This is a genomic window from Planococcus sp. CP5-4_YE, assembly GCF_019042655.1.
GTDB lineage: Bacteria > Bacillota > Bacilli > Bacillales_A > Planococcaceae > Planococcus.
Window position 1 is genome coordinate 368,812 of record NZ_JAHPZO010000003.1, and the last position, 26,185, is coordinate 394,996.

24 protein-coding genes are annotated in these 26,185 nt (G+C 48.1%); 7 read left to right on the forward strand and 17 right to left on the reverse strand.

Annotated features, from left to right (window positions below; genetic code table 11):
* Positions 1–24: 24 nt before the first annotated feature.
* Positions 25–1,230, reverse strand: a complete 1,206-nt coding sequence (megL, locus tag KTG14_RS06215; protein ID WP_216970110.1) for a methionine gamma-lyase — start codon at positions 1,228–1,230, stop codon at positions 25–27.
* 330 nt (positions 1,231–1,560) lie between these two features.
* Between megL and rpsD the strand changes: the two genes are divergently transcribed.
* Complete coding sequence (gene rpsD, locus KTG14_RS06220; protein WP_216970111.1) at positions 1,561–2,163, forward strand: 30S ribosomal protein S4; 603 nt, start codon at positions 1,561–1,563, stop codon at positions 2,161–2,163.
* 157 nt (positions 2,164–2,320) lie between these two features.
* Complete coding sequence (locus tag KTG14_RS06225) at positions 2,321–3,133, forward strand: cobalamin-binding protein (RefSeq protein ID WP_216970112.1); 813 nt, start codon at positions 2,321–2,323, stop codon at positions 3,131–3,133.
* A gap of 62 nt (positions 3,134–3,195) precedes the next feature.
* Here KTG14_RS06225 and KTG14_RS06230 read toward each other — a convergent pair whose 3' ends face one another.
* Positions 3,196–3,744: a general stress protein gene (locus KTG14_RS06230; protein WP_216970113.1), complete on the reverse strand. Its 549-nt coding sequence runs from the start codon at positions 3,742–3,744 to the stop codon at positions 3,196–3,198.
* 130 nt (positions 3,745–3,874) lie between these two features.
* On the reverse strand, positions 3,875–5,140 hold the full coding sequence (tyrS, locus tag KTG14_RS06235; protein WP_216970114.1) for a tyrosine--tRNA ligase: 1,266 nt from the start codon (positions 5,138–5,140) through the stop codon (positions 3,875–3,877).
* 366 nt (positions 5,141–5,506) lie between these two features.
* On the opposite strand from tyrS, the gene KTG14_RS06240 reads away from it, so the two are divergent.
* Positions 5,507–8,554 (forward strand): transglycosylase domain-containing protein, encoded by a 3,048-nt coding sequence (locus KTG14_RS06240; protein WP_216970115.1) that lies wholly within the window; start codon positions 5,507–5,509, stop codon positions 8,552–8,554.
* Positions 8,555–8,589: 35 nt separating this feature from the next.
* Here the strand turns inward: KTG14_RS06240 and acsA are convergent, their stop codons facing one another.
* Positions 8,590–10,311: an acetate--CoA ligase gene (gene acsA / locus KTG14_RS06245; protein WP_216970116.1), complete on the reverse strand. Its 1,722-nt coding sequence runs from the start codon at positions 10,309–10,311 to the stop codon at positions 8,590–8,592.
* Between the two features lie 166 nt (positions 10,312–10,477).
* Here acsA and KTG14_RS06250 point away from each other — a divergent pair, with 166 nt between their 5' ends.
* The 3 genes from KTG14_RS06250 to KTG14_RS06260 are packed head-to-tail and all read left to right on the forward strand — an operon-like array spanning position 10,478 to position 12,919.
* Complete coding sequence (locus tag KTG14_RS06250) at positions 10,478–11,110, forward strand: GNAT family N-acetyltransferase (protein ID WP_216970117.1); 633 nt, start codon at positions 10,478–10,480, stop codon at positions 11,108–11,110.
* Between the two features lie 19 nt (positions 11,111–11,129).
* The gene (locus KTG14_RS06255; RefSeq protein WP_216970118.1) at positions 11,130–11,768 is read left to right on the forward strand and encodes an acetoin utilization AcuB family protein; all 639 of its coding nucleotides are present in this window, start codon (positions 11,130–11,132) and stop codon (positions 11,766–11,768) included.
* Entirely contained in the window at positions 11,744–12,919 is a 1,176-nt protein-coding gene (locus KTG14_RS06260) for an acetoin utilization protein AcuC (RefSeq protein ID WP_254178008.1), read from the forward strand. Before KTG14_RS06255 ends, KTG14_RS06260 begins: the two co-directional genes overlap by 25 nt.
* A 118-nt stretch (positions 12,920–13,037) precedes the next feature.
* Here KTG14_RS06260 and ccpA read toward each other — a convergent pair whose 3' ends face one another.
* From ccpA to KTG14_RS06325, 13 genes are all read right to left on the reverse strand, one after another.
* Positions 13,038–14,036: a catabolite control protein A gene (gene ccpA / locus KTG14_RS06265; RefSeq protein WP_216970119.1), complete on the reverse strand. Its 999-nt coding sequence runs from the start codon at positions 14,034–14,036 to the stop codon at positions 13,038–13,040.
* A gap of 194 nt (positions 14,037–14,230) precedes the next feature.
* Positions 14,231–15,316, reverse strand: coding sequence for a bifunctional 3-deoxy-7-phosphoheptulonate synthase/chorismate mutase (locus tag KTG14_RS06270; protein WP_216970120.1), 1,086 nt, complete (start codon positions 15,314–15,316; stop codon positions 14,231–14,233).
* 247 nt (positions 15,317–15,563) lie between these two features.
* Positions 15,564–15,893, reverse strand: coding sequence for a bacillithiol system redox-active protein YtxJ (gene ytxJ, locus KTG14_RS06275; RefSeq protein ID WP_216970121.1), 330 nt, complete (start codon positions 15,891–15,893; stop codon positions 15,564–15,566).
* A gap of 17 nt (positions 15,894–15,910) precedes the next feature.
* On the reverse strand, positions 15,911–16,738 hold the full coding sequence (locus KTG14_RS06280; protein ID WP_216970122.1) for a YtxH domain-containing protein: 828 nt from the start codon (positions 16,736–16,738) through the stop codon (positions 15,911–15,913).
* A 36-nt stretch (positions 16,739–16,774) separates the two neighbouring features.
* Entirely contained in the window at positions 16,775–17,269 is a 495-nt protein-coding gene (locus tag KTG14_RS06285) for a DUF948 domain-containing protein (RefSeq protein ID WP_216970123.1), read from the reverse strand.
* A gap of 190 nt (positions 17,270–17,459) precedes the next feature.
* Positions 17,460–18,773, reverse strand: a complete 1,314-nt coding sequence (murC, locus tag KTG14_RS06290) for a UDP-N-acetylmuramate--L-alanine ligase (protein WP_216970124.1) — start codon at positions 18,771–18,773, stop codon at positions 17,460–17,462.
* Positions 18,774–18,927: 154 nt separating this feature from the next.
* Positions 18,928–21,570 (reverse strand): DNA translocase FtsK, encoded by a 2,643-nt coding sequence (locus KTG14_RS06295; protein ID WP_216970125.1) that lies wholly within the window; start codon positions 21,568–21,570, stop codon positions 18,928–18,930.
* Positions 21,571–21,572: 2 nt separating this feature from the next.
* The gene (gene ytpR / locus KTG14_RS06300) at positions 21,573–22,181 is read right to left on the reverse strand and encodes a YtpR family tRNA-binding protein (RefSeq protein ID WP_216970126.1); all 609 of its coding nucleotides are present in this window, start codon (positions 22,179–22,181) and stop codon (positions 21,573–21,575) included.
* On the reverse strand, positions 22,178–22,993 hold the full coding sequence (locus KTG14_RS06305; RefSeq protein WP_211653815.1) for a DUF1444 family protein: 816 nt from the start codon (positions 22,991–22,993) through the stop codon (positions 22,178–22,180). Before KTG14_RS06305 ends, ytpR begins: the two co-directional genes overlap by 4 nt.
* A 64-nt stretch (positions 22,994–23,057) precedes the next feature.
* On the reverse strand, positions 23,058–23,375 hold the full coding sequence (locus KTG14_RS06310) for a thioredoxin family protein (RefSeq protein WP_211653814.1): 318 nt from the start codon (positions 23,373–23,375) through the stop codon (positions 23,058–23,060).
* A gap of 5 nt (positions 23,376–23,380) precedes the next feature.
* On the reverse strand, positions 23,381–23,890 hold the full coding sequence (locus KTG14_RS06315) for a hypothetical protein (RefSeq protein WP_216970173.1): 510 nt from the start codon (positions 23,888–23,890) through the stop codon (positions 23,381–23,383).
* 132 nt (positions 23,891–24,022) lie between these two features.
* Entirely contained in the window at positions 24,023–24,532 is a 510-nt protein-coding gene (locus KTG14_RS06320) for a DUF84 family protein (RefSeq protein ID WP_216970127.1), read from the reverse strand.
* A 74-nt stretch (positions 24,533–24,606) separates the two neighbouring features.
* A complete protein-coding gene (locus tag KTG14_RS06325) occupies positions 24,607–25,680 on the reverse strand; it encodes a M42 family metallopeptidase (RefSeq protein WP_216970128.1) in 1,074 nt (357 codons plus the stop codon).
* A gap of 176 nt (positions 25,681–25,856) precedes the next feature.
* Here KTG14_RS06325 and KTG14_RS06330 point away from each other — a divergent pair, with 176 nt between their 5' ends.
* Complete coding sequence (locus tag KTG14_RS06330) at positions 25,857–26,171, forward strand: PepSY domain-containing protein (RefSeq protein ID WP_216970129.1); 315 nt, start codon at positions 25,857–25,859, stop codon at positions 26,169–26,171.
* The last annotated feature ends 14 nt before the right edge of the window (positions 26,172–26,185 follow it).

A 26,185-nucleotide genomic window follows, 5' to 3' on the forward strand; every position in this document is an offset into this window, starting at 1 on the left:
GCAGACAGTCTGCCGGGATCTTTTTTAGATTTCCTGCAAATTGGATTTGATTTGAGCGAAAGCTTGCTCCAGATCGGCCATTAAATCCTCGACGTTCTCAAGCCCGACCGACAAGCGCACAAGTGAATCGCTGATGCCCATCCGCTCCCGCTCTTCCGGAGGCACGACCGCGTGGGTCATCGTTGCCGGATGCTGGATCAAGGTTTCGGCATCCCCGAGGCTTACGGCAATCTTAATGAGCGACAAGGCATTCAAAAATTCCTGCGCCTGTTTTTCCCCGCCTTCTAGCTCGAATGAAATCAATCCGCCGCCGCGGCGCATCTGGTCTTTGGCAATCGATACTTGCGGGTGATTAGCATCGAATGGATACAAAATACGTTTGACTGCCTGTTCGCCATGTAGAAACGCGACTATCTTTTCCGCATTATCGATGTGGCGGTCCATCCGTACATGCAAAGTCTTCAATCCACGGATCAACAGCCAGGCATCGAATGGCGACATGATGCCCCCGAAATCTTTCTGGACGGTCATGCGGATCAACTGCATCTCTTCTGCATCCGCTCCGACTAGCACGCCGCCGACGACATCGCCGTGGCCGTTCAAATACTTGGTCGCGCTATGGAGCACAAAATCCGCACCGAACTCGAGTGGATTCTGCAAATACGGCGAACTGAACGTATTATCGACGACGACCCGCAAGCCATGCTTTTTGGCGGCGGCTTCAACCGCACGTAAATTGACGAGTTCCATTGTCGGGTTGATCGGCGTTTCGACGTAAATGACTTTCGTCTCCGGCCGGATCGCCTGTTCAATTTGTTCTTCAGTCGTCATCGCAATGAGCGAGTGCGTAATGCCGTACTTTTCTTCCATGATTTCCAATAAGCCGAATGTGCAGCCGTAAATCCCACGCGAACACAGCACGTGGTCACCGGCTTTCGTCAAATGGACAAGGATCGCACTGACTGCAGCCATCCCCGACCCAAATGCCAGCGCGCTTTCTCCGCCTTCGATCTCTGCCATACGCTGTTCTAAAACACGCACCGTCGGATTTCCGAGACGCGAATAGATATTTCCGTCTTGTTGCCCAGCAAAACGGGCTTCTCCTTGTTCGGCATTTGCGAACGCATACGTAGACGTCTGATAAAGCGGCGTAGCCAAACTTTCATGATGCACAGAACTGTCATAGCCCTCATGGATCACGGCCGTTTCAAACTTGTTCTTTCGTTTCATTATTCATACACCCCTCGCTAAAAAATAGAAAGCGCTTACATTTATAACTATCTTCATTTTACTCTGAGGACATAAAAAAAGAAAGTGCCATTTCTGCACTTGTTGTCTATTATTCATTGACTGACACAGTTACTTTCGGTTATACTAGCCTTTGTGTAAAATAATCGCAGCAGTTGTATGTGCGGGTTTGCCCATTTTGTTCCTCTGCGGAGGTGTATCGCGTAACTCTTGGCTGCTGAGCGAAGGTACATGAAAACAAAATGGCTTGCAGCATGAATACATCTGGTTTTTATTTTACTCTAAAAACCAAATTAGAGGAGGAGACTCATTATGTCTCGTTATACAGGTCCAGCATGGAAACTGTCACGTCGCCTTGGAATTTCTTTGAGCGGCACAGGTAAAGAACTCGAAAAACGCCCTTACGCACCAGGTCAACACGGTGCTAACCAACGCCGTAAAGTTTCTGAATACGGCTTGCAATTGCAAGAAAAACAAAAACTACGCTTCATGTACGGAGTTAACGAACGCCAGTTCAAAACGATGTTCAACAAAGCTGGTAAAATGGAAGGCAAACACGGCGAGAACTTCATGATCTTGCTTGAAACACGCCTTGACAACGTTGTTTATCGCCTCGGCCTTGCGCGCACTCGCCGCCAAGCTCGCCAATTGGTAAACCACGGCCACATCCTTGTTGATGGCAAACGCGTAGACATCCCGTCTTACGGCGTGAAACCAGGACAAACAATCGCTTTCCGCGAAAAGTCCAACAACCTTGATGTAGTCAACGAAGCGATCGAAGTGAACAGCTTCGTTCCAGAATACGTTTCAATCGACGCTGACAAAAAAGAAGGCACATTCGTCCGTTTCCCAGAGCGCAGCGAATTGTCTGCTGAAATCAACGAACAATTGATCGTTGAGTTCTACTCACGTTAATCGATTGATGAAAACCCTCCAGGTTCGCCTGGAGGGTTTTTTCTATGGCAATTAATCCATGACCAGCCTTTGTATCCTTCAAATTGAAAGATGGCAGGTTTCGTCGATTCATCCTGCCAGCTATGCTACACTGTAGCCATATAAAGGAGGCGTCTTTATGCGCATCGTATCCATTTGCCCAAGCAATACCGAATTGCTCGCTTTTTTGAATGCCGATCATTTGCTGGTCGGTGTCGATGATTATTCCGACTGGCCGAAGAGCATCGAAGGGCTACCTCGCCTCGGACCGGATCTATCCATCCGCATGGATGAAGTCGAAGCTTTGCAGCCGGATCTCGTACTGGCATCGCTTAGCGTGCCCGGTATGGAAAAAAATATTGAAGAGCTCGATAAACGCAAGATTCCCCATCTCATTCTGGACCCTCAATCGCTGACGGACATCCGCGATGATCTCGAACAGGTAGCTAAAGCCATCCATTTTGACGCTTCAGCAGTTCTGGCAGAATATGACGAGGCTATCGCCGAACTTAAAAAACGTGGGGATAGCGCAACTTCCTCCCCTTCCCTGTACTGGGAATGGTGGCCAAAACCAGTCTTCACTCCAGGCGGCATCAATTGGCTCAGTGAAATCAGCCGGATAGTTGGCGCCCGCAATTGTTTCGAAGACGAAGAAACCGCAAATATCCAAACAGATTGGGACGCAGTAAAAGATCGCGACCCGGACTTTATCTTGCTCGCTTGGGTCGGTATCATGACCTCGAAAGTGAAGCCGGAACTGGTGTTGAAAAGGCCGGACTGGCAATCGATGAAAGCGATCGAACAGATCCATGTCATGGAAGAGGCTTTATTCTGTCGTCCGTCGCCGAGGCTGATCGAAGGAGCCATCAAGCTTGGCAAGCTTGTCCATCCACAGGCTTTCGAGGATTTCCGCCTTCCTTCATTCATTAAGGAAAAGCAATCACATGTATAGCTTCAAACCACAAAACCCCCGTGGCGCATAGAAAGCGCCTCGGGGGTTTTATGTACCGAAAATTATAGCTTGTCGCGGCCTGAACCGGCATCACCGCGAATATTTGTTGATCGCTGCGTTCCAATCAATGGGTCTTCATTCTTTGTAAGCGTATCCGTATCGTTGCGGTCGGGTTGCTGTGCTTCATCGTCTTCCACTAGCACAAGAATATGCCCTTCATTAAACTGCTCTTCGTAGCTTTTCGCTTCATCTTCCGGCACGCCAAGGCCAATTAAAGCACCAGCAATCCCACCGACGCCCGCTCCCGCTGCTGCACCTGCAAGACCAGCTGCAATTGGCCCTGCTGCCACAATTGGCCCGATGCCAGGAATCGCTAGCGCCCCAAGGCCGGCCAAGATACCGCCGATTCCACCGAGTGCTCCGCCTGTAGCTGCGCCAGCCGCTGCTCCTTCACCAGCCTGCGTACCGGTTTCTTCCGTGATGCGTTCTACGTCGCCTTTATCTTTACTAAGCACCGAAATATCCTCATTCCGGTAGCCCTGCCGCTGTAAATCTTCTATAACTTCTACTGCTTCCATTTCAGTACCATATGCTCCGACCACTCGTGACATATTCTTCGTCCTCCTTTTAATGGTTCAGAATCCTGTTCATGTGTCTAATGATTGTCTTTCCCCGTCGAGTGGGCGTTAAACCTTCTCCCGGACGCAACAAGCCGCCTGCATATGCAAGCGGCTTGTGTGTTTAGACGAAATGGACCATATGGTATTTCTTCTTACCGCGACGGACAATCGCGAACTCGTCATCCAAACGGTCTTTTTCATCAACCACGTATTCCAGGTCGCGGATTTTCTCGCCGTTAATCGAAATCGCGCCGTTCGTGATATCTTCACGCGCTTGGCGTTTTGAAGGAGACACTTTGCCGTCAACGATCAAATCAACGATCGGCTTCGCTTGTTTCGCCATCTCGACTGAAGGTACGTCTTTGAAAGCCGCCTTCATTTCGTCAGCGCTCAAGCTTTTCAGGTCGCCGCTGAACAATGCTTTCGTGATGCGCTGTGCATCCGCGAGCGCTTCTTCTCCGTGGATAAGCTTAGTCATTTCTTCCGCAAGGACGGTTTGCGCTTTTCTAAGATGCGCTTCCGTTTCAACGCTTTTTTCAAGTGCTTCAATTTCCTGTCTTTCGAGGAAGGTGAAAATCTTCAAGTATTTAACGACATCTGCGTCCGCCGTGTTGATCCAGAACTGGTAAAACTCGTAAGGGGTAGTCTTTTTCGCATCGAGCCAAACTGCGCCGCCCGCTGTCTTGCCAAATTTTGTGCCATCCGCTTTCGTCACGAGCGGAATTGTGATGCCGAACGCTTTCGCTTCTTCTTCGTGCGTCTTGCGGATCACTTCAAGGCCTGAGGTGATATTACCCCATTGGTCTGACCCGCCGATCTGTACGCGGCAATTGTATTCATTGTAGAGATGGTTGAAGTCGATTGCCTGGATCAAGGTATAGGAAAACTCGGTAAATGAAATGCCGCCTTCGAGACGCGATGCCACCGAATCTTTCGCCAGCATGTAATTGACGGAAATCAATTTACCGAAATCGCGCAGGAACTCGATGACGCTCATGCCGACAATCCAGTCACGGTTATTGACCATTTTCGCCCCGTTCTCCGTCTGAAAATCAAAAATCTGTTCCATTTGTTTTTTAATAGAATCGACATTGCGGTCAATCTGTTCTGTCGACTGCAATTGGCGTTCTTCGTTGCGTCCAGATGGATCCCCGATCATACCGGTTGCCCCGCCCACTAAAAGGATCGGACGATGGCCGTGCAATTGAAAACGGCGCAAAGTCAAAAGCGGCACGATATGGCCGATGTGCATGCTGTCGGCCGTCGGGTCAACTCCGCAATACAATGAAATCTTTTCCTGCTCCAGCACTTCCGCCATTCCTTCTTCGTCTGTTTGCTGGTACAGAAGCCCGCGCCAGTTTAAATCGTCGATCAATGTATTCGTCATGTAAATTTCCTCCTTTGTTCTGCTTCGCCTGATTGCCGGGACACAAAAAAGCCCCTGCATGCAATTCATGCAGGGACGCATATGCGCGGTACCACCCAGCTTGGAGGACGCATCCTCCCACTCGAATGTGCCAGACGGGGCACTTCCGCAAACTCCAGACCTGTAATTCGAAGCATGCACTTTGGCCGGTTCACACCTTCCACCGGCTCTCTGGTTTCAAAATTGCATGCCCTACTGCGGGCCTTTCTGCGTTTGATTATGAAGATTCTATACTGTAGTCTACTTGAATCCTAAAGATTGTCAATATCTTTCGTTTCAATTATCGGATTATGCTATAATGGAAAAGATTTTTAGGAGGGGGATAATGTGCAAGATAAATTAAGAAGATGGTTATTGAAGGCAGAGGCAACAACCGATAGATGGACTTCCCATAAGTGGTTTAAGCGATTTAAAATCACCACGGGAGTCATTTGGAATTTGGCAATCATTCTAGCTATTATACTGGTGGCAGGCGGCGTGTTTGCCGCATCGGCAGGAGCTGGCTATTTCGCTTCCCTAGTGGATGAAGAACAGTTGCGAACCGAAGATGAAATGCTGTCAGACATCTATAGCTATGAAGAAACTTCCCAATTGTACTTTGCCGACAATACGTATCTCGGCAAATTGCAGACCGACCTGGACCGTGAAGAAACGACTTTGGAAAACGTCTCCGATACTGCCATAGATGCAGTACTGGCTACTGAAGATGAGTATTTCTTTGAACACGAAGGAATTGTCCCAAAAGCAATCATGCGTGGATTATTCCAGGATGTTTCCAATTCAGACAGCCAATCCGGCGGCTCAACTTTGACACAGCAATTAATCAAAAACCAAATTTTGACAAACGAAGTCTCTTACGAACGTAAAGCAAAAGAAATTCTTTTGGCCATGCGTCTCGAGAAATTCATGAACAAAGAAGACATCATGGAAGCTTATTTGAACATCATTCCATATGGCCGAAATTCAGCTGGCACAAATATTGCAGGAATCGAGACGGCGGCTAAAGGGATCTTCAATGTCCCAGCCAGCGAATTGAACTTGCCGCAAGCGGCATTCATCGCCGGGATCCCGAAAGCACCGTTTAGTTATACTCCTTATACGAATACTGGAGCAATAAAGGAAGAAGAAGGATTAGCACCGGGCTTGAACCGGATGAAGACGGTCCTCTACCGGATGCTTGAAACGGGCTATATTACAGAAGCTGAATATGAAGAAGCATTAACGTACGACATCGTAGCGGATTTTCGTGAAGGCGAAACCCGTTCATACGAGGACCATCCTTTTGTAACGGCAGAATTAGAGAAACGTGCCACCCGCATTATTATGGATGTCTTAGCGGAACAAAACGGTGTAGACCCTGAAAATCTCGATCAAGACCAAAACTTATATGAGGAATATGCGATTTTAGCGGACCGTGCTGTCCGGTCGAACGGCTACCGCATCCATTCCAGTATCAATAAAGAATTATACGAAGCACAAGAAGAAACGCAGAAAGCCTATCAAGGATATGGCACGACCCTATCCGAAGATTATATCGATGAAGACGGCGAAACCCAAACCCGCCAATTGCCTGTGCAAGTCGGCAGCGTCACCTTGGAAAACGATACGGGCCGGATCTTGAGCTTTGTCGGCGGGCGTGACCATGAAATCGAGAACTTGAACCACGCAACGCAGGCCTATCGCTCGATTGGATCGACCGTTAAGCCATTGCTTGTCTACGGCCCTGCACTGGAAAATGGTTTAATCGGCGCCGGCAGCCCGGTGGTTGATGTCAAGTTCACCATGAATGATAATGGCGATTCTTATGAACCGACAAACTTCATACCGACAAGCGAACAAGGCATCATGCCGGCACGCGATGCTCTTGCGCAATCGCAGAACCTTCCCGCTTTACGCTTGTTTGCGCAAATGCGCGATGATATGCCAATCCAATACTTGATCGATAATGGCTTTTCGCGCGTAGACGAAGGTGATGGCGTCGTTTCCTCAGCACTTGGAGGCGGCATCGAAGGCTCCGTTGAGGAAGTCGCGAACGCCTATGCGGCTCTTGCCAATGGCGGCAAGCATATGGAAACGACGATGATTGATAAAATCGAAGATGCGGATGGCAATGTCATTTATGAACACGAAGCCGAAGCGAAAGATGTTTTCACGCCTCAAGCTTCTTATGTATTGACTGATATGCTGCGCGACGTCTTCAAGACAGACCGCGGAACAGCCAACCGTGCAAACGGCATGCTGAAGTTCAACGCGGACTTTGCCGGCAAGACCGGAACGACACAAGAGACACGCGACGTTTGGCTCGTCGGCTATAACCCGAACATCACGATGGGCGTGTGGCTCGGCTACGATAAAGAGAAATACTCTCTGGATAATTTCAAAAACCAGAACTTGCAGCCATCTGTCCGTGTTAATCAATTATGGGCTAACTTAATGAATGCAACGTATGACGTGGTACCTGACGCCATCGGCTCCGGCGATAAATTCCAGGAACCTGAAGGCGTTGTCTCCCGCTCATTCTGTGGCATCTCCGGATTCGCTCCGAACGATGCTTGCACGAAAGCCGGCTTAGTCCGTTCCGATTTATTCATCGCTGATATCATGACGCCAAAAGATGGCGATGACAGCTTAAGCAGCGGGTCGTACACGACGATCAACGGCAAACGCTATGCTGCCCTATCAAATACGCCAAGTGAATTTGTTTCAGGCGGCGGCCTAGGCGTTTCAGAAGAATACGTCGACCGCATGCTCGCTCCATTTGGTGGAGATGCTGGTAAACTATTCCCTGGCAGTTCACGCTTCAGCAACGTAGTTTCCAGCGCTAAGTTTGATGCAGACAGTGCGGCCCCTGCCCCTGTCGGCACATCGATCAATGGACGCACGATCACTTGGAGCGATTCCGCTTCGAACGATGTCGTTGGCTATCGCGTATTCCGCAGTGGGAGTAGAGTGGCTTCTGTTTCTGAATCGAGCAGCAACTTCTATCGCGCACCTGGTCCAGGAACGTATACAGTTGTCGCAGTTGACATTACAGGGCGTCAATCGTCAGCGTCCAATGGCGTAACGATTCAGGCGCCAAAACCGGAACCAGCTCCAGAACCAACACCAACACCAGAACCAGAAGCTGCTCCTGCACCGGAACCGGAAAGAGAAGAAACTCCGGCGCCAGCGCAAGAAACAGAAAGACAGGAACCGGATGCTGAGCCTGAAGAAGCACCGGCTGAGGAACAACCGGCCGAAGAAACTCCAGCTCCAGAAGAACCGGAAGAAGAACCGGAAGAAGTGGAAGAAGCACCACCTGAAGAACCGGAACAACCTGAAGAGCCGTCAGAACCGGACACGGAAGCTCCGGATAGTGAAGAAGACGCAGCATAAAAAAAGCCCCTCTGCATTTAGCAGAAGGGCTTTTTTTAATCTTCCATTGTGGACAGATCACCAGTTGGCAGATCCAATTCCCACGCTTTCAGTACGCGGCGCATGATTTTGCCGCTTCGCGTTTTAGGAAGCTTGTCCTTAAATTCGATTTCGCGCGGTGCTGCATGGGCAGCCAGTTCTTTCTTGACAAACTGCCGGATCTCCTCGATTAGTTCATCGGTTGGCTCGTAGCCTTCAACAAGCGCGACGAACGCTTTGATAATTTCCCCGCGCACCGGATCAGGTTTTCCGATGACACCCGCTTCAGCAACAGCCGGATGCTCGAGCAGTTTGCTTTCGACTTCAAATGGCCCGACACGCTCGCCTGACGTCATGATGACATCGTCCACTCGTCCCTGGAACCAGAAATATCCATCCTCATCCATATACGCCGAGTCGCCGGACACATACCACTCGTCATTTAAGAAATAGGAATCGTATTTTTGCGGGTTATTCCAAATCTGGCGCATCATGGATGGCCAACCTTTTTTAATCGCCAGGTTGCCCATTTGATTGGCCGGCAATTCCTTGCCTTGATCATCTACGATCGCCGCTTGAAGGCCCGGAATCGGTTTGCCCATCGAACCTGGCTTGATCGCCATGGAAGGATAATTGCAAATGACTTGCGCACCCGTTTCCGTCATCCACCATGTATCGTGGATGCGTTTATCGAAAACTTGCGCACCCCATTTGACGACCTCTGGGTTAAGAGGTTCTCCGACCGATAAAACATGCCGCAATGTCGACAAATCGTATTCTTTTACTAAAGCGTCTCCTGCGCCCATCAACATACGGAACGCTGTCGGGGCGCTGTACCAAACAGTGACGCCGAAATCTTCGATCGCTTGATACCAGGCGTCCGGAGAAAAGCGTCCACCTAAAATAACTGTCGTGACACCATTCAACCATGGGGAGAATACGCCGTAAGCCGTACCTGTCACCCAGCCTGGGTCAGCAGTGCACCAATAGATATCTTGCTCCTGGAAGTCAAGAACCCATTTCCCTGTCTGATACTGTTGCACCATGGCATATTGCGCGTGCAGGACGCCTTTCGGTTTTCCTGTAGACCCGGAAGTATAATGAAGCACTAATCCGTCTTCTTTTTCGAGCCATTCGACATCGAATTGATCCGAGCAGGAGTCGAGATGCTTGAGCACATCGACTTGGCCATTGCTTTCTTCGGCTCCTTCCGCTCCTACGAGGAAGATCGTCTTCAAATTCGGAAGGCGGTCTTTAGGGATGCGCGGCAGCAATTCCGGTGTCGTGATGATCGATTTTGCGTCGCTGTCATCCAGACGGTCGTAGATAGCCCCTTCCATGAAGGCTTCAAATAACGGCCCGACAATCAAGCCCATCTTCAATGCACCAAACATGAGGAAATACAGTTCAGGGGAACGCGGCATGAAGATGAAGATACGGTCTCCTTTCTCCAAGTCGGAATGCGATTTCAACAGATTCGCCGCGCGGTTCGTCATGCGTTTCATCTCATAGAATGTATAGGTTTCATGACGATGCTGGTCTTTATAATAAAGAGCGACTTTGTTTTTGCGATCCGATTCAGCGTGGCGGTCAATCGCCTCGTGGGCCATATTGATTTTACCGGTTTGGGACCAGCTGAACTCTTTTTCAACTTCGGACCAATCGAAACTCGCCGACTGCTCTTCGTAATTATGTAAATAATGCTTCCCTGGTTTTGCTGGTAACGCTTCCACTTTCACATAAATCACCCTTTCCCTGTGTTTCTCTATATTCTACATCAACCTGGAAGTGAAATGCTAATAATTTTAATTCTTTAGAAAATACGGTGTATTTATCCAAGCAACTTTCTTTTCCTTCCGCCCTTCATGTATAATGAAGCTAATTGCAACCACAGGCGGTGAAATGATGGAACATAAGAAGACGTATAATGCGATGGAATTAAAAACGAAACACGGGCCACTCATCATCGAAGGGCCGGTCCCATCCAAGGAATTAAAAGAGCTTGATTTCCATGAAGACTTGGTGGCTTTCCGCCCACCGGAACAGCAGCATAAAGCTGTCACAGAAATTGCGGACTTGCCGGAAGGGCGCATTTTGATTGCGCGCCACCAGAACATGATCGTTGGGTATGTTACATACCTCTACCCAGACCCGCTTGAGCGCTGGTCTGAAGGGAAAATGGAAAATTTGATCGAACTCGGCGCAATCGAAGTCATTCCTAAATACCGAGGCACCGGCGTCGGCAAAGCATTGCTCCAAGTATCGATGATGGATGATGCTTTCAACGATTTCATTGTTATCACGACCGAATACTATTGGCATTGGGATTTAAAAGGAACTGGGCTGAATGTCTGGGAATACCGCAAGATCATGGAAAAGATGATGCAAGCGGGCGGTCTCGAATATTTCGCTACAGATGATCCCGAAATCAGCTCGCATCCTGCTAACACCTTGATGGCGCGCATCGGTTCTCGTGTCGACACAGAATCGATCCAAAAGTTCGACCAGCTGCGTTTCATGAACCGCTATATGTACTGATTATTAAAGGGGTGCTTGTATGCTAGTAGAAGAAATCATGAAGAAAGATGTTTTTACGCTGCGCTCAGACCAGACCGTTCAAGACGTGCTGAATCTGTTCGAAGAAAAACGGATCCGCCATGCTCCCATCGTCGATGACGGGAAAGTGGTCGGCATCGTCACCGACCGTGACTTGAAAGATGCGATGCCTTCCATGTTCACGGTATCCCCGAAAGGCGAACCGTATAAAAAGAAAGTATCGGAGATCATGACCAAAAATCCGATGATCGCCCATCCTCTCGATTTTGTCGAAGAGATCGCCTTGCTGTTTTATGAACAAAAGATTGGCTGCCTGCCAGTCGTCAGCCAAAATGAACTTGTTGGCTTTCTCACGGAAACCGACTTGTTGTATACCTATATCGAATTGACCGGCGCACATCAGCCCGGCTCTCAAATCGAAATCAAAGTTCCCAACCGTTCAGGCGCACTCTATGAAGTGAGCAAGGTGTTCTACAATCACAAAGTCAATGTATTGAGCGTCCTTGTCTACCCTGACCGCGAAGATAATTCCAATAAGATCCTGGCATTCCGCATCAAAACGATGAACCCCATTTCCATTATTGAAGATCTGCGCAAAGAAGGTTTCGATGTCCTATGGCCGAATCTCATGCAAGAATGAAAAAACACGCTGTCTTTATCTATTCAGAAGATCAATTGGGGTATAAATTTTCTGAAACGCATCCGTTCAACCAAAAACGGCTCATTTTAACGATTGATTTGCTCCGGGAAATGGAAGCCCTTCCAGAGGATTTGATTGTGCCAGCACGGACTGCAACAGATGAAGAACTCTTGCTCGCGCATGACCAGCGCTATATAGACATCGTGAAAAAAGCGAGCCGCGGCGAAGTCACGCCAGAAGCCGGAGAAGGTTACGGCATCGGGACAGAAGATACACCGATCTTCGAGAATATGCACGAAGCGAGTGCCCGTTTGGTCGGCGGCACGTTGACAGCAGTTGATCAAGTGATGGAAGGCAAAGCGGAACATGCCCTGAATCTTGGCGGCGGCTTGCATCACGGCTTTCGTGGAAAAGCTTCTGGTTTTTGTATTTATAATGATAGCTCTGTTGCCATCCATTATTTAAAAGAGAAATACGGCGCACGCGTATTGTACATCGATACGGACGCGCATCATGGTGACGGCGTGCAATGGTGCTTCTATGACGATCCAGAGGTGTGCACAGTATCGATCCATGAAACAGGCCGCTATCTCTTCCCTGGTACCGGCAATATCAACGAACGCGGAAGCGGCCAAGGCTATGGCACTTCGTTCAATTTCCCGATCGATGCTTTCACGGAGGACGAATCATTTCTGGACATTTACCGGACAGCCATGCGTGAAATCGTCGAACATTTCAAGCCAGATGTTATTTTAAGCCAAAATGGCGCCGATGCGCATTATTTGGATCCCTTGACCCATCTGAGCAGCACGATGGAAATTTACCGCGAAATCCCGAAGATTGCCCATGAATTGGCGCATGAGTTTTGCGATGGCAAGTGGATTGCGGTCGGAGGCGGCGGCTATGATATCTGGCGGGTCGTACCGCGTGCCTGGTCGTTGTTATGGATGGAAATGAGCAGCAATCCGTTGCCACACGGGAAGCTGCCTGAAACATGGCTCAAACGCTGGCAGCCCGATTCCCCTGTACCCTTGATCGATACATGGGAAGATCCAGAGAATATGTATAAGCCGATTCCCCGAAAAGAGGAAATCACCGAAAAAAACCAGCAAATGCTCGATAAAGCATTATATATGATTCGCAACCAGTAAATCACGAGTTATGTAGTCGGAATATTCCGCAGCTTGAATAAAAAACCGCCCTTGCTTGAGGATTGGATTCAATCCCGTCGCAAGGGCGGTTTTCTATTGACCAACGACATAATAAGGGCTACTCATGTCTAGTCGACTGGCGTTCTTCAAGGCGATAAGGCAACACGACTTGGTTTTCTTCAATTTCTTCGTTATTCATGTATTTTGTCAACAAGCGCATCGACACCGCCCCGATATCATAAAGCGGCAGTGCCACAGCCGTCAACATCGGTCTAGCCATACGAGCGAGCTTAGAGTTTTCATAAGTGATCACTTCCACATCTTCTGGAATCTTTTTACCGAGCGCTTCCACTGCATGGATGACGCCGATCGACATTTCATCATTGCTGACAAAATACGCTGTCGGTTCAATGGATTCCAACGTACTAACGGCTTCAAGGCCCTCTTCATATGTGTTATTGCATTCGACGACAAGGCGCTCGTCATAATCGAGCCCTGCCTCCTGCAATGCATCTTGATAGGCTTTTAGCTTATGTTCACGGTTAATTTCAGAAGACAAGGGCCCTGAAATATAAGCGATCTTCTTATGGCCGCCATCGATGAATTTTTGCACAGCTTCATAGGCCGCCGCGTAATAATCGATATTCACAGTAGCAATCGATGCTGTATCATCGAGTGACCCTGCCAATACGATCGGTGTCGGGGAACGTTCCATCTCCTTGCGCAATTCATCGGAAATCACATCGCTCATGAAGACGATTCCATCCACTTGCTTACCGAGCATCGTTTCAAGCAATTGAAGCTCTTTGTTCGGGTTTTGGTCAGAGTTTGACAGGATGATATTGTAGCGATACATTGTCGCGATATCTTCGATGCCCCGTGCCAATTCAGAATACGTGCTATTTGATATATCCGGTAAAATGACGCCGACCGTCGTTGTTTTCTTGCTCGCCAACCCGCGAGCTACGGCATTCGGACGATAGCCGAGTTCTTCGATTACTTTCATTACTTTTTTTCTTGTGGCCGGTTTTACATTCTGGTTGCCATTCACTACTCGGGAAACAGTAGCCATGGAAACATTTGCCTCACGTGCCACATCATAAATCGTAACGGTCATTTTGCGCCCTCCTGTTCCATTCTTTCATTCAATAATACGATAACCGCTTTATGAATATCAACTCTTATTATGTAGTGCAGCAGTACTTACCTGAAAAGTTCATGAAACTGTCCTCTTTAAGCCCTTATTCCATAATATTTTCCCGCTGTTTGCCTTTTAAAACACAAAAAAGCCGGAACGAGTCCGGCTTTTACTCATACTTTCAATTCATACTGCTTCATGAATTTCATCAATGAATCGTAGTATTCATCAAATTGCGGCAAACTCATTTGCTGCTGAGCGTCAGAAAGTGCGACTGCAGGATCTGGGTGGACCTCTGCCATTACGCCGTCAGCTCCGATTGCGATTGCTGCTTTAGCAGCAGGCAGTAGCAAATCGCGGCGTCCTGTAGAATGCGTAACATCTACGAATACCGGCAAATGCGTTTCTTGTTTCAAGATCGGCACCGCTGAAATATCAAGCGTGTTGCGCGTTGCTTTTTCGTATGTGCGGATGCCTCGCTCGCAAAGGATGATCTGGTCATTTCCGTTGGCGATAATATATTCAGCTGCTTTGATGAACTCATCTACAGTGGCAGACATGCCACGCTTCAAGAGCACTGGTTTGTTGATCTGGCCAACTGCTTTCAATAATTCGAAGTTCTGCATATTGCGTGCGCCAACTTGGACAACGTCTACGTAATCAAGCGCCTCTTCCAAATGGTGAGGTGTAACGATTTCAGAAACAACGCCCAGCTTGTATTGATCAGCTGCTTTTTTAAGCATCTTCAATCCTTCTAAGCCTAGGCCTTGGAAATCATATGGTGATGTGCGGGGTTTGTATGCGCCGCCACGGATCAATTTCAAGCCTTTATCGCTAATGGCCTGTGCTACTTGGTCAACTTGTTCTTGTGACTCAACTGCACAAGGGCCGAAGATGAAAGATGGTGCGCCTTCGCCGATGTTTTCGCCATTGACGGAAACAATTGTGTCTTCCGCTTTCTTCTTACGAGAAACAAGCAATGCTTTGCGGCTGTCTTCTTCTTGCATATCAAGTGCCGATTTGAAGATTTCTTTGAAGATGTGTTCGACCGTCTTTTGATCAAGCGGTCCACCGTTATTGTCTTTCAGTAAGTTAAGCATGTGACGCTCGCGTAAAGGATCGTACTTTGTAGCGCCTTGCTTTTCCTTGATTTTCCCGATCTCTTGGATCACGGAAGCTCTCTCGTTGATAAGAGAAAGAATTTGCAGGTTTACTGCATCCACTTGTTCTCTAAGCTGTTCCAATTCTGTCTGACTCATTCTCCACTTCCCCTTTCAAGAGTGACGCTATAATAGCTGTCATATTAACACGATATGACCATTATAAGCAAACTATTCAGCAAAGTCACGAGATTTGTTTAGCGATTCAACGCGCTAAAGCGTTTTCACGACAGTTAGTAAAGGAAGAATGCCCTCGTAGCGGGCGTACAGCCATCTTAGAAAATATTTTTTCCATAGAAAAACGGATGGAAGAAATCCATCCGCATTTCCTGTTTATACATTTGGTCTAGGCGATGAATTCCTCCATTGCTTTGCTTTTGATTTTGTTATGGCTTGCATGCCAGTCAACTTGCTCGCTAGCAAAATGGAAGAGTTGAGGAGACTCATGGCGAACCCCAGTGATTTCTTCAACTGATGTCGAAAGTTCTTTATCTTCCTGAACAACCAGATAAAGGAATAGCTGATGGGGATGCAATGATGCATACTCTGAATATTCTTTCCATGCGCCTGCTGAGATCGGGCAAGTGCTGCTATGTTTGAGCAGCCAATAATGCTGTTCGTTGCCTACCGCTTGCTTAAGCTCATCCAAGTTTCTCACATGTATAAAGTTTTCCATTTCAACCGCTCCCAAAATTAATTCTTTTTGTTCTGATTGCTTTGTGAATTCGAAGACCCTTTTGCATTTGAAGATCCTTGCGAATTTGAGGATCCTTGTGAATTTGAAGATCCTTTGGCAGATGAAGATCCTTGTGAAGATGTAGAGCCTTTAGCGCTTGAGGAAGATTTTGTATCAGCCGAACCTTGCAGGCTTGCAGAGGCATTAGTACCTGCTGATGTCTTCGAGTCGTTATGGCTTGATTTGTTTTCTTCCTTCACTTCTTCAACCGCTTCTTTTAAAGCATTGGCTGTAGATGTGAACGCATCGTTTCCAGCTTTGTCGCCATTATCGACTTTGTTTTGAACTGTTTCCAGCAATTCTACGCTTTCCTCCCCTTCAGATGAAGCAGTGCCGTCATCCATCGGTGAATTGCTGCCTTTCATATTCTTTACTTTATCGACCACTTTTGTCGACTGGTCTTTCAATTGCTGTGTAAAGCCAGGACCTTCATTTGAATCGCTTGAGTCTTTCGATTGTTGCGCTTTTTCTTTGATGGTATTCGCCTGCGTCTTCAAGTCAGCTTGCAATTCCTTGCCTGCTTTAGGCGCGAAGAACAATGCTGCCGCCGCTCCGACAAGACCGCCGACGATCATGCCTGTTAGGAAGCCAGATCCGCCATTCGACTCTTCGTAATCGTAAAGATCGTCATAGCGGCTTGATGACCCATATGATTGAGGCACATATTGGCTTTGTTCGTATTGCCCACCTTGGTCGCTATACTTACCGCCTTGCGTATAATACTCGCCATTGTATTGGGATTCATTATAATCAGGTTTTGAATACGTATTTTTGTTTTTTCCCATTGTCCATTCCTCCATTATGTTAGTGATGTGATGGTATTAATACTGGTCGCTGCTGCCTGGCAATTTCTTCTGGCCAGGCACTGGCGTGTATTGCTCTGTACTGCGTGTTTGGTACACTTTGCGCTCTTTCCATTTATCTGCAATGCCCATCGCAACATTGCTCCATTGGACCACTTGAGCAATTTTGTCTTCGTTCTGCTCGACTTGCACGCCGACGCGTGAAGTAATGTGGCGAACTGTTGAGTTCAGGTCTGTTACTGAGTTTCCGACGCCTTTAACTGCATCGACGACACCGTTCAATTTTTCTGATTTGACCGTGATGTCTTCGGCAAGTTCGTTCGTTTTATGCAATAAGTTCGTCGTTTCCAACGTGACTCCCTGCAATTGATTCTCCAGCCCTGAAACAGTGCCGGAAACCTCTTTTAATGTGTTCTTGAGTGAATTCAAGGTCATCGCCAGCGCTATGCATAGAATTAAAAATCCAACAGCGGCAACAATCGCGGCAATGTAAAGCAAGATTGACCAATCCATTCTGTTTCCTCCTTCGGTTTAGTTAAATTTTGTATACCTATTTTCTACCCTGCCCTATACGGGTTTAAACACGCCTCTAAATTATTATTCGGCAAAAGCTTTTAAATGCCTGCACGTATTACCTAATATTTTTCTTAGCGCCGTCTTTTTTATTCCTAAAAAAGAAAAAAAGCCTAACCTTATGTGGAGGTTAGGCTTTTTTGGGCATTGTCAAGACTTCTTCATATGCTTGCTGGAATTTCGTTACATCTCCAGCTCCCATGAAAAGGTATACTGCATTATTGTGGATAGCCAGATTTTCAATGTCTTCCAATTGCAGGATCTGGCTGCCTTCGATTTTTTCTTGAAGGTCCCGGATCGTCAAAGTTCCCGCTTCTTCTCTTGCTGAACCGAAGATATCGCATAAATAGACATGATTTGCTTCCTGAAGGCAATCAGCAAATTCCTGGAGGAAGGTCTGTGTGCGGCTGAATGTATGCGGCTGGAAAATCGCAATCAATTCGCGATCTGGATACTTCTGGCTTGCCGATTGCAAAGTAGCACGGATTTCTGTCGGATGGTGAGCATAATCATCGATCAATATGCGACCGTCGATAACCGTCTCCGTAAAGCGGCGTTTGACGCCTTCATAACTCAAAAATTGCGTTTGGATGATGTCCGCCGGAATGCTTTCATATTGGCATAATGAGATAACAGCAAGTGCATTCTGTACGGCATGGTCCCCGAACATCGGGATCGTGAACGTATGGAAGAATTCATTGCGGATGACTACATCAAACGTTGTGCCTTCTGTCGTTTTTACGATATTGCGCGCCTGGAAATCATTTTCCTCGCCAAAACCGTAATAAACGACCGGTACCGGTGCTTGGATTTGCTGCAGGTATTCGTCATCCCCGCAAGCGATGATGCATTTTTTTACTTGCTGCGCCATTTCCTGGAACGCCTTGAAGACATCGTCAACGCTGCCGAAATAATCGGGATGGTCGAAATCGATATTGGTCATGATCGCATAATCTGGGTGATATGCCAAGAAATGGCGGCGATATTCGCATGCTTCCGCTACGAAGAAATGGGAATCTTCCTGGCCCGATCCCGTCCCGTCACCAATCAGGTAAGAAACCGGTTTGTAGCCGTTCAACACATGTGCCATAAGCCCGGTTGTCGATGTTTTCCCGTGTGCGCCAGTGATGGCGACCGAAACGTATTGCTTCATCAAATCACCAAGGAATTGATGGTACCGGATGATGGTTGCACCGCTTTCACGGGCTTTGACCAGCTCTGGATGCTCGTCGTTAAATGCATTTCCGGCGATGATTGTCATATCCTGCGAAATGTTTTCGGGATCGAAAGGCAAAATCGTGATGCCTCTGTCTCGCAGCCGCTCTTCCGTGAAGAAATGTTGCGCGATGTCAGAGCCTTGTACCGACTCGCCCATATCATGCATGATTTGGGCCAGCGCACTCATGCCAGAACCTTTAATGCCCGTAAAATGTAATACTGTCATAAATGAACCTCCTGTGGGAGTGGAAAATTAGTCTAGTCAAACCGCCGATGCGGAATCAATAGCTGGGTAGTTTTTCACAATGCTCCGATTATACCACAAAGTACAGAGGCACTGAAATAATCAATAATTCCTGTAATTCTGGCGGCTTCTAGGTTCAACGGAACACTTCTTCGATATCACTTTCCGTAATTAGCACCGTTCTCGCTTTGCTGCCGTTCTGCTCGGAGATGAACCCGTACTCTTCGATCAGGTCCATCAAACGCGCGGCCCGGTTATAGCCGATATGGAATTTCCGCTGCAACAATGAAGTCGAGGCGCTTCCTTGTGACATGATAAACCGGCAGGCTTCCTCGAACAAATCATCCTGTTCAGCAGGTGACTGGCTGCGCTGGATCAATTCCTCTTCTTTAAAAATATAATCGGGCTCTCCTTGCGCACGGACATGGGCAATGACTTTTTCGATTTCGTCATCTGTCACGAAAGTTCCTTGCAAGCGGTTCGGTGCAGCCATGCCATTCCCCAAATATAGCATGTCCCCTCGCCCAAGCAAACGCTCTGCACCTTGGGTATCTAAGATCGTCCGGCTGTCCACTTGCGACGAGACAGAAAAGGCGATGCGCGTCGGAATGTTGGATTTGATCAAGCCTGTGATGACGTCCACAGATGGGCGTTGGGTAGCAATTACCAAATGGATTCCGCAGGCGCGTGCTTTTTGAGCGATGCGGCAAATGGAATCTTCCACATCCGAAGGCGACATCATCATCAAATCGGCCAATTCATCGATGACGATCAGGATATACGGCAGATGTTGTGCCGGCTGTCCTTTGTCATTGACCATTTTGTTGTAACGATCCAAATCGCGGACCCCAGTATGGGCGAAAAGCTGATAACGGCGTTCCATTTCTTCCACTGCCCATTTCAAGGAAGCAGTCGCTGCCTTGACATCTGTAATTACTGGGCTGACCAAATGCGGAATATGGTTATAAGGAGCCAGTTCGACCATTTTCGGGTCGATCAACAGCATTTTTAAATCGCGCGGCGAAGATTGATACAGCAGGCTGACAAGCAGTGAATTGATGCATACGCTTTTTCCGGATCCTGTAGCACCCGCGATCAAACCGTGCGGCATCTTGCGCAAATCAAGCGTAACTGGATTCCCGGCCAGGTCGAGCCCGAGCGCTGCTTCAAGCGGTGAATCCGATGCTTTGAAGTTCGGGCTTCCGATGACTTCCGATAAGCTCACTGCGCGGCTTTGGCGGTTCGGAATTTCGATGCCAATCGAGCTTTTTCCAGGGATAGGGGCTTGAATGCGGATATCCCGCGCCGCAAGCGCCAACTTCAGATCATCGGCCAAATTGCGGATTTTGCTCACTTTGATTCCTTGCGCCACACGCAGTTCAAAACGGGTGACGGCTGGCCCTTGCACTGTGCCGACAATTTCCGCCTTGATCTGGAAGTGGGACAAAGCTTCAATCAGGCGATGGCCCTGTTCTTCCATCCATGTTTCATCTTTCAAGTCATTTTCAGGCTCTAGCAGATACTCATGGCCAGGCAATTGATACCCGGTATAGCTTTTTTCATCATCATTTACAGGTTCAACTGCGGTTTCCTCTATTAATGCCGTTTTTTTTTCCGCTATCGGAGCTTGCTGCTGTTTCGGCAAACGTTCTTTATCCGATTTCAACATCAACACATTGAATGGCACTGTTCGTTCTTTTTTGCCTTTATCCTGTGTTTTCGCCTGCGGCAATACCGGTTTCGGCTCCGGGCTATGTATATGGTCTTCACGCTCGGATTCCGGCTTTGCAGTTTGTGCCGTTTCTGCATGTGTTTCCGATTCCGTTACAGGCGGTTCAACAATTGCCGTTGGGCCGCCTTTGCCTGTGCCTTCCTCGAAGACTTCACCATTTTCTTCAGCGTTGCCAGCATCCGCCAACTCATTCGAAGGCTGTTCTTGATTGGCTGTGCGGTAAACCGTCACTTCCGCTTGCTCAGGTTCTTGTTCAGGGGTTTTTTCAGGTTCTTGGTCAACTTTTTGGTTTTTCGGCAATAAATCCTGAAGGCTGCGGTCTGCCCATTCATAATGCGGTTCAGGCTTTTTTTCCACTTGCTGGTCTTCTTCCACCAATGCATTCTCATGTGGTTTTTCACTGTCAGATGCCTTTTCGGGAGCCTGTTCTTTTTGTTTTACAGGCTTATACACCGTTGTTTCCATAGTGGAATTCGGTTTTTTCGCCTGTGGCAGCCGATCATCGCTCTTCTTGTACAATTCTTGCAGGCTGCGCTGCGACCAATCGTTTTTGCGTTCAAGTTCTGCTTTCTTTTTCGCTTCCTGTTCCAATAGTTCATCGATTGGCGTTGGACGGTCTGTAAATCCGTGCACCGGAGATGCTACACGCGTCGGCTGGAAGCGCCGCGTCGTGTTGCCTGGAAGATCGAGGCCTTGCGGTTCAGCTGTTTTCGGCACATGTGGGCGTTTTTTCTTATTGCGCCCCGCATTCGGTTTCGGCAATTTGCCGCTCGGTTCCAAGGCATCGAGTTCATATGCTTTTTCTTCCGTTTCTTTTAAAGGTGCTTCACTACGCGGCTTTTCTTCCCGACGTTCAGGTTTGCGGTTTTCAACAGGCAAGCCTTTCGCTTCTTCATCAGAAATAAGCGGAAACCGGAACGGGGCCGGTTTGCTGTCTTGTGGTTTCGTCTGGGAATGCTGTATTTCCTCACTGTGCACGAACGGCTTTTCTTCTGTTTCCGTGTCTTCTGTGAACATTTTATTCCACATATTTTTCATCCAGCTCATCGTTACACCTTCATTTCAAATGGAGATCCTGTTTGCGCATCTTCCGGCAATACCAAAATTCCTTTTTCCGCCGGCGCATCCGGCAAGTCCAATTCTTTCGCTGAGCAAATCATTCCGCTAGAAGCGACGCCGCGCAGTTCTGCATCACGAATAACCATACCAGAAGGCATGACCGCACCGACTTTAGCAACGACCACTTTTTGGCCTGCTTCGACATTCGGCGCACCGCAAACAATCTGCAAAGTTTCTTCGCCGACTGCCACTTGGCACACATTCAATTTGTCGGCATTCGGATGCTTGTCTTTCAACGCTACATAGCCGACAACGAATTTTGGTGTTAAATCAACTTCCAGCGTATGGGAGACACCGTTTTTCTCCAATGCGTTTTGAAGCGCCGTCATGAGTGCTTCCGTCACTTCTACAGGCTGACCTTCCGGCAAGTCTGCATAATCGCTTGCTTGGAACAAGTTGAAACCGGCGATTTCCTGCTGGCCATTTTTGATCAAAGTCACATCCCCAAATTGTTCCGTATGGATTTTTTCCGGCTTGTCTAATGTCAATTGGACAAGCAGCACATCGCCGACACCTTGTTTATTATAGAATGCATTCATTTTTTATCGTTCTCCTTCTCGGGTCTGTTTTTCGCTAAGATGAATATCGGTTCAAGCGCCTCGTTTTCATAGACGAACGATAAGGATGTAATCGGCACTTTGCCGTTCGTGAAGAAATGCATTGCCATCTGGGCAAGCACGTCGTATCCGGTCTCGTTGCGGATATCGCCGATGATCAAGACGTCCTGATGGGGGACTGAGACGGTCATGTCCCCTTGTACTTTGTTTTTCATGTCTTTCAAAAACGTTTCATTCAAGATGCGTGTGGCATCATAACCATCATTTTCATTCAGGAAGTAAAAAACATTTCCTGCTACATGGTCTTCTTTGACAGTAGTTTTTAACTTCTTCACTTGGAATTTGGCAATTTCCTGTACTTGATCGGCTGTCAGCGCTAGGCTTTCCAACACTTTGTCATCAATCAGTCGGTAAGTCGTCCCTGCATCGAGTGCATAATAAACACGCGTTTCTGCTGTATGGGGCGAAGTCAGGAAGCGATGGCCTTCACGCGATTCTTCCGGAAACGAAGTCGAACGGATAACCGGGTAAATATGCTGCTCGCCCGGCAATTCCCCAGCTGACTCGCGTTCCATCGCTTGGAAGGTCTCGGAAATGGTATAAGTGATTTCTTCGATAGCTGAATCACCTTTCGTTTCAAAACGGTTGATTACTTGCGGCAAGGAAATGGTCATGCCTTTCCCCAGCTTTTTATGCCTAACATTTGCGATATCTTTTTGGCGGTCCAATGTCCAGTTCAACTGGTCATTTGCAACCCGCTCTTTCAGTATAGTAAATAACTCGGCGGATTTCATTCCTATTTTCCTCCTTTTCACAAACAAACGGTTCATCCTGCATACAGGAGAACCGTTTTCCCTTTTATTTCGACAGGTTGGAGATAAACGATTCAATTTCCTCCTGCGTCTTGCGGTCGCGGCTGACGAAGCGCCCTTGCTCCTCGCCTCCACGGAATCCAAGAAAGCTCGGGATTCCATAAATATCTTTTTCGATGCACAAATCGATGAATTCGTCCCGGTCGACTGAGACAAAAGTATAGTCGCTGAATTTCTCTTCAATGTCAGGCATGATGGGATCGATCACCCGGCAATCCGGGCACCATCCAGCTGTAAACATGAAGATGACATTCTCTGAGTTTGCTAATTGCGTAAATTGCTCGACTGACTGCAATTTTTCCATATTGTTCACTCCTCTTGTGCCGCTTCGATGGAACGGACGGTTTCCATCATCCATTCCATATGGTTTCGAAGCGCGGCTTGCTCTGTAATCGTTGAAAGTTTCGCGCCTCCGGAACTGACCACCAATTCGTAGCGGTCTTCTGCAATCGTCCGGACCGTGACGAACCCGAACCGGCCATGTTGGCTGAATTTCTCATCCGCAAGCCAGGTTGCTTCCGGATTGGCTTTTTGCAAATCATAGAAGAACGTGCTGTCCGGTGCTTCGTTTGGGTTGAGGAACAACGCAAACGCTTGGCTGCCGCGGGTGATCAATACATTATGATCATCTGAAGGCTGCTGCACTTCATAGGCCCCGGGAACATAGAGTTCCGTTTCGCCGGCCGTTTCATTCGGTTCCGGCGCTTCCTCTTCAAATGCCGCCCTGGCGCTTGAAACGCCTTCCACCAGATCGTCCTCAGGACTGACACAGCCAGCGAGAACCAGGACTGACGAAAACAACATCATTTGTAAACCCATTCGAAGCACAGCATTTCCCCCTCTTTTTCTCCATCGGCTTCCCGTTTCCTGAATAAAGCAGCAAAACAGGCATGATTGAATAAGCTTTTCTTTTCTAGCTACATTTTAAAGATGTTTGTGGGCACATGCAACTTAATCGCTGTTTGCTTGCCATTGCCCGAACAATAAGACAACGATTTGAGAAAATAGCTCAACCCGGTTCAACTTGCCGGCTGTCAAAATTCCGATCGCTCCTTTATGGTGGCGGATGCCTGTTTCCTGTGCATAGCGGTCCATTACAGGGCCGAGTTCTTCGCCAGCACGCAATAGCATGGCAATTTCCGCAGGCAACGGCACTTGCGCCCCGCCTGCCACGTAAACGTCTCCATCGGACGTAACCAGGGCTCCCCAATTGCATAGATACATCGTCCCGTCGAGTTCGAAGACGCCCCCTTCCAATCCAATTGCAGCGTCACAATCAGCCAGCACATGATGTGCTCGATTAATCGCCCCGGCTCTGGTTTCTTCAATGGAAAATGGCTGTGCCGAAACTCCTGATTGTGCTTCTTGCTGGTTGATCTCTGCCTGGATGCCTAATTTCTCAAGAGCTGACGCGACTGCCCCGGTTTTAGCTGGATTGGTTGATGCTACACATAATTTCATCTGTTTCTCTCCTTTGCTTCATGTAAAATTTTTATCCGCAGCCAGACAAAAAGCGGCCCGGGGGCCGCTTTTCATCAGACGTTTTGTTTGATTGTGTCAATCGTCGACTGGTCTGTTGCCTTCACCAATTTCACGAGCAGCTCTTTGGCCGCTGCGTAATCGTCTGTATGGATGACCGAGGCGGAAGTATGGATATAGCGCGAGCAGATGCCAATGACAGAACTTGGGATCCCTTCATTGGCGATATGGACTTTCCCAGCATCCGTCCCGCCTTGCGAGACAAAGTATTGGTAAGGGATGTTATGTGTTTCAGCAGTATCGAGAATGAATTCGCGCATGCCGCGGTGTGTGACCATCGTGCGGTCGAGGATGCGCAACAGCGCTCCTTTTCCTAGCTGGCCGAATTCGTTCTTATCCCCTGTCGCATCGTTTGCCGGGCTTGCATCCAGCGCATAAAAGATATCCGGCTGGATCAAATTGGCGGCTGTCTGCGCACCGCGAAGTCCCACTTCTTCCATGACCGTCGCCCCGGAGAACAATTGGTTCGGCAAAGACTCGCCTTGCAATTCTTTTAGCAATTCAATCGACAATCCGCAGCCATAACGGTTGTCCCAAGCTTTTGCCATGATTTTCTTGTCATTGGCCATCGGCGTGAATGGGCTGAATGGAACGATTTGCTGGCCAGGGCGAACGCCCATCGACAGTGCATCTTCTTTATCGTCTGCACCGATATCGATCAGCATGTTTTTAATGTCCATCGGCTTTTGGCGCGTTGCCTCGTCCAATAGATGCGGCGGGATCGACCCGACGACGCCCGGAATGATGCGGTCTCCAGCTACAACGTCCACACGCATTGCCAGCATGACCTGGTTCCACCAGCCGCCGAGTGGTTGAAAGCGCAGCATGCCATTGTCAGTGATTTGCGTGACCATGAAGCCGACTTCGTCCATATGACCAGCAACCATGACGCGCGGCCCATCGTGTGAGCCTTTTTTGACGCCAAATATACTTCCGAGATTGTCCTGGATCAGTTCATCCGAATATTTTTCAAGCTCACTGCGCATAAACTTGCGCACCGCGGATTCATTGCCGGGTGCTCCTGGAAGCTCGGTCAAAGTTTTAAACATCGTTCTTGTATCTTGGTTCATTTAAATTCCCCCTCGATAAAATATGTATGTGCATCCTTTACCAGTTTAGAGCTTTTTTCTTGTGAATGCCAGTTCAGGTAGTTCGATTGACGAAATATTTTGAGTGCTTACAGTTCATTGCGTGTATTTTTCCGCTTTATGGTACAATTTAGCCAGAATGCAAAGGAGGGGTTTTCATGAAAAATCGTGATTTGCTCATTGGATTTGCTGCGGGTGCAGCAACAGCTTATATCGCAAAGGAAGTTCTCGAAAACAAACAGACGCTTTACCCGGCCGATGATGTGTTGAAGAAAGTTAAACAGTCTTTCAAAGAGGAAGGCCCGATCGACGGCTCGTGGATCTTTATGAAAACCGAGCCTTACAATCAGCACGCCGTCAAGACGGAAGTGTATAAAGGCGGCATCACGCGGCATCGCGACGATGAACTCGAGCAATATGAGTTTCTGGCCGATGCCTACACCGGAGCTGTCTTGGAAGTCACCAAATCCTAAAAGAACACGTTAAA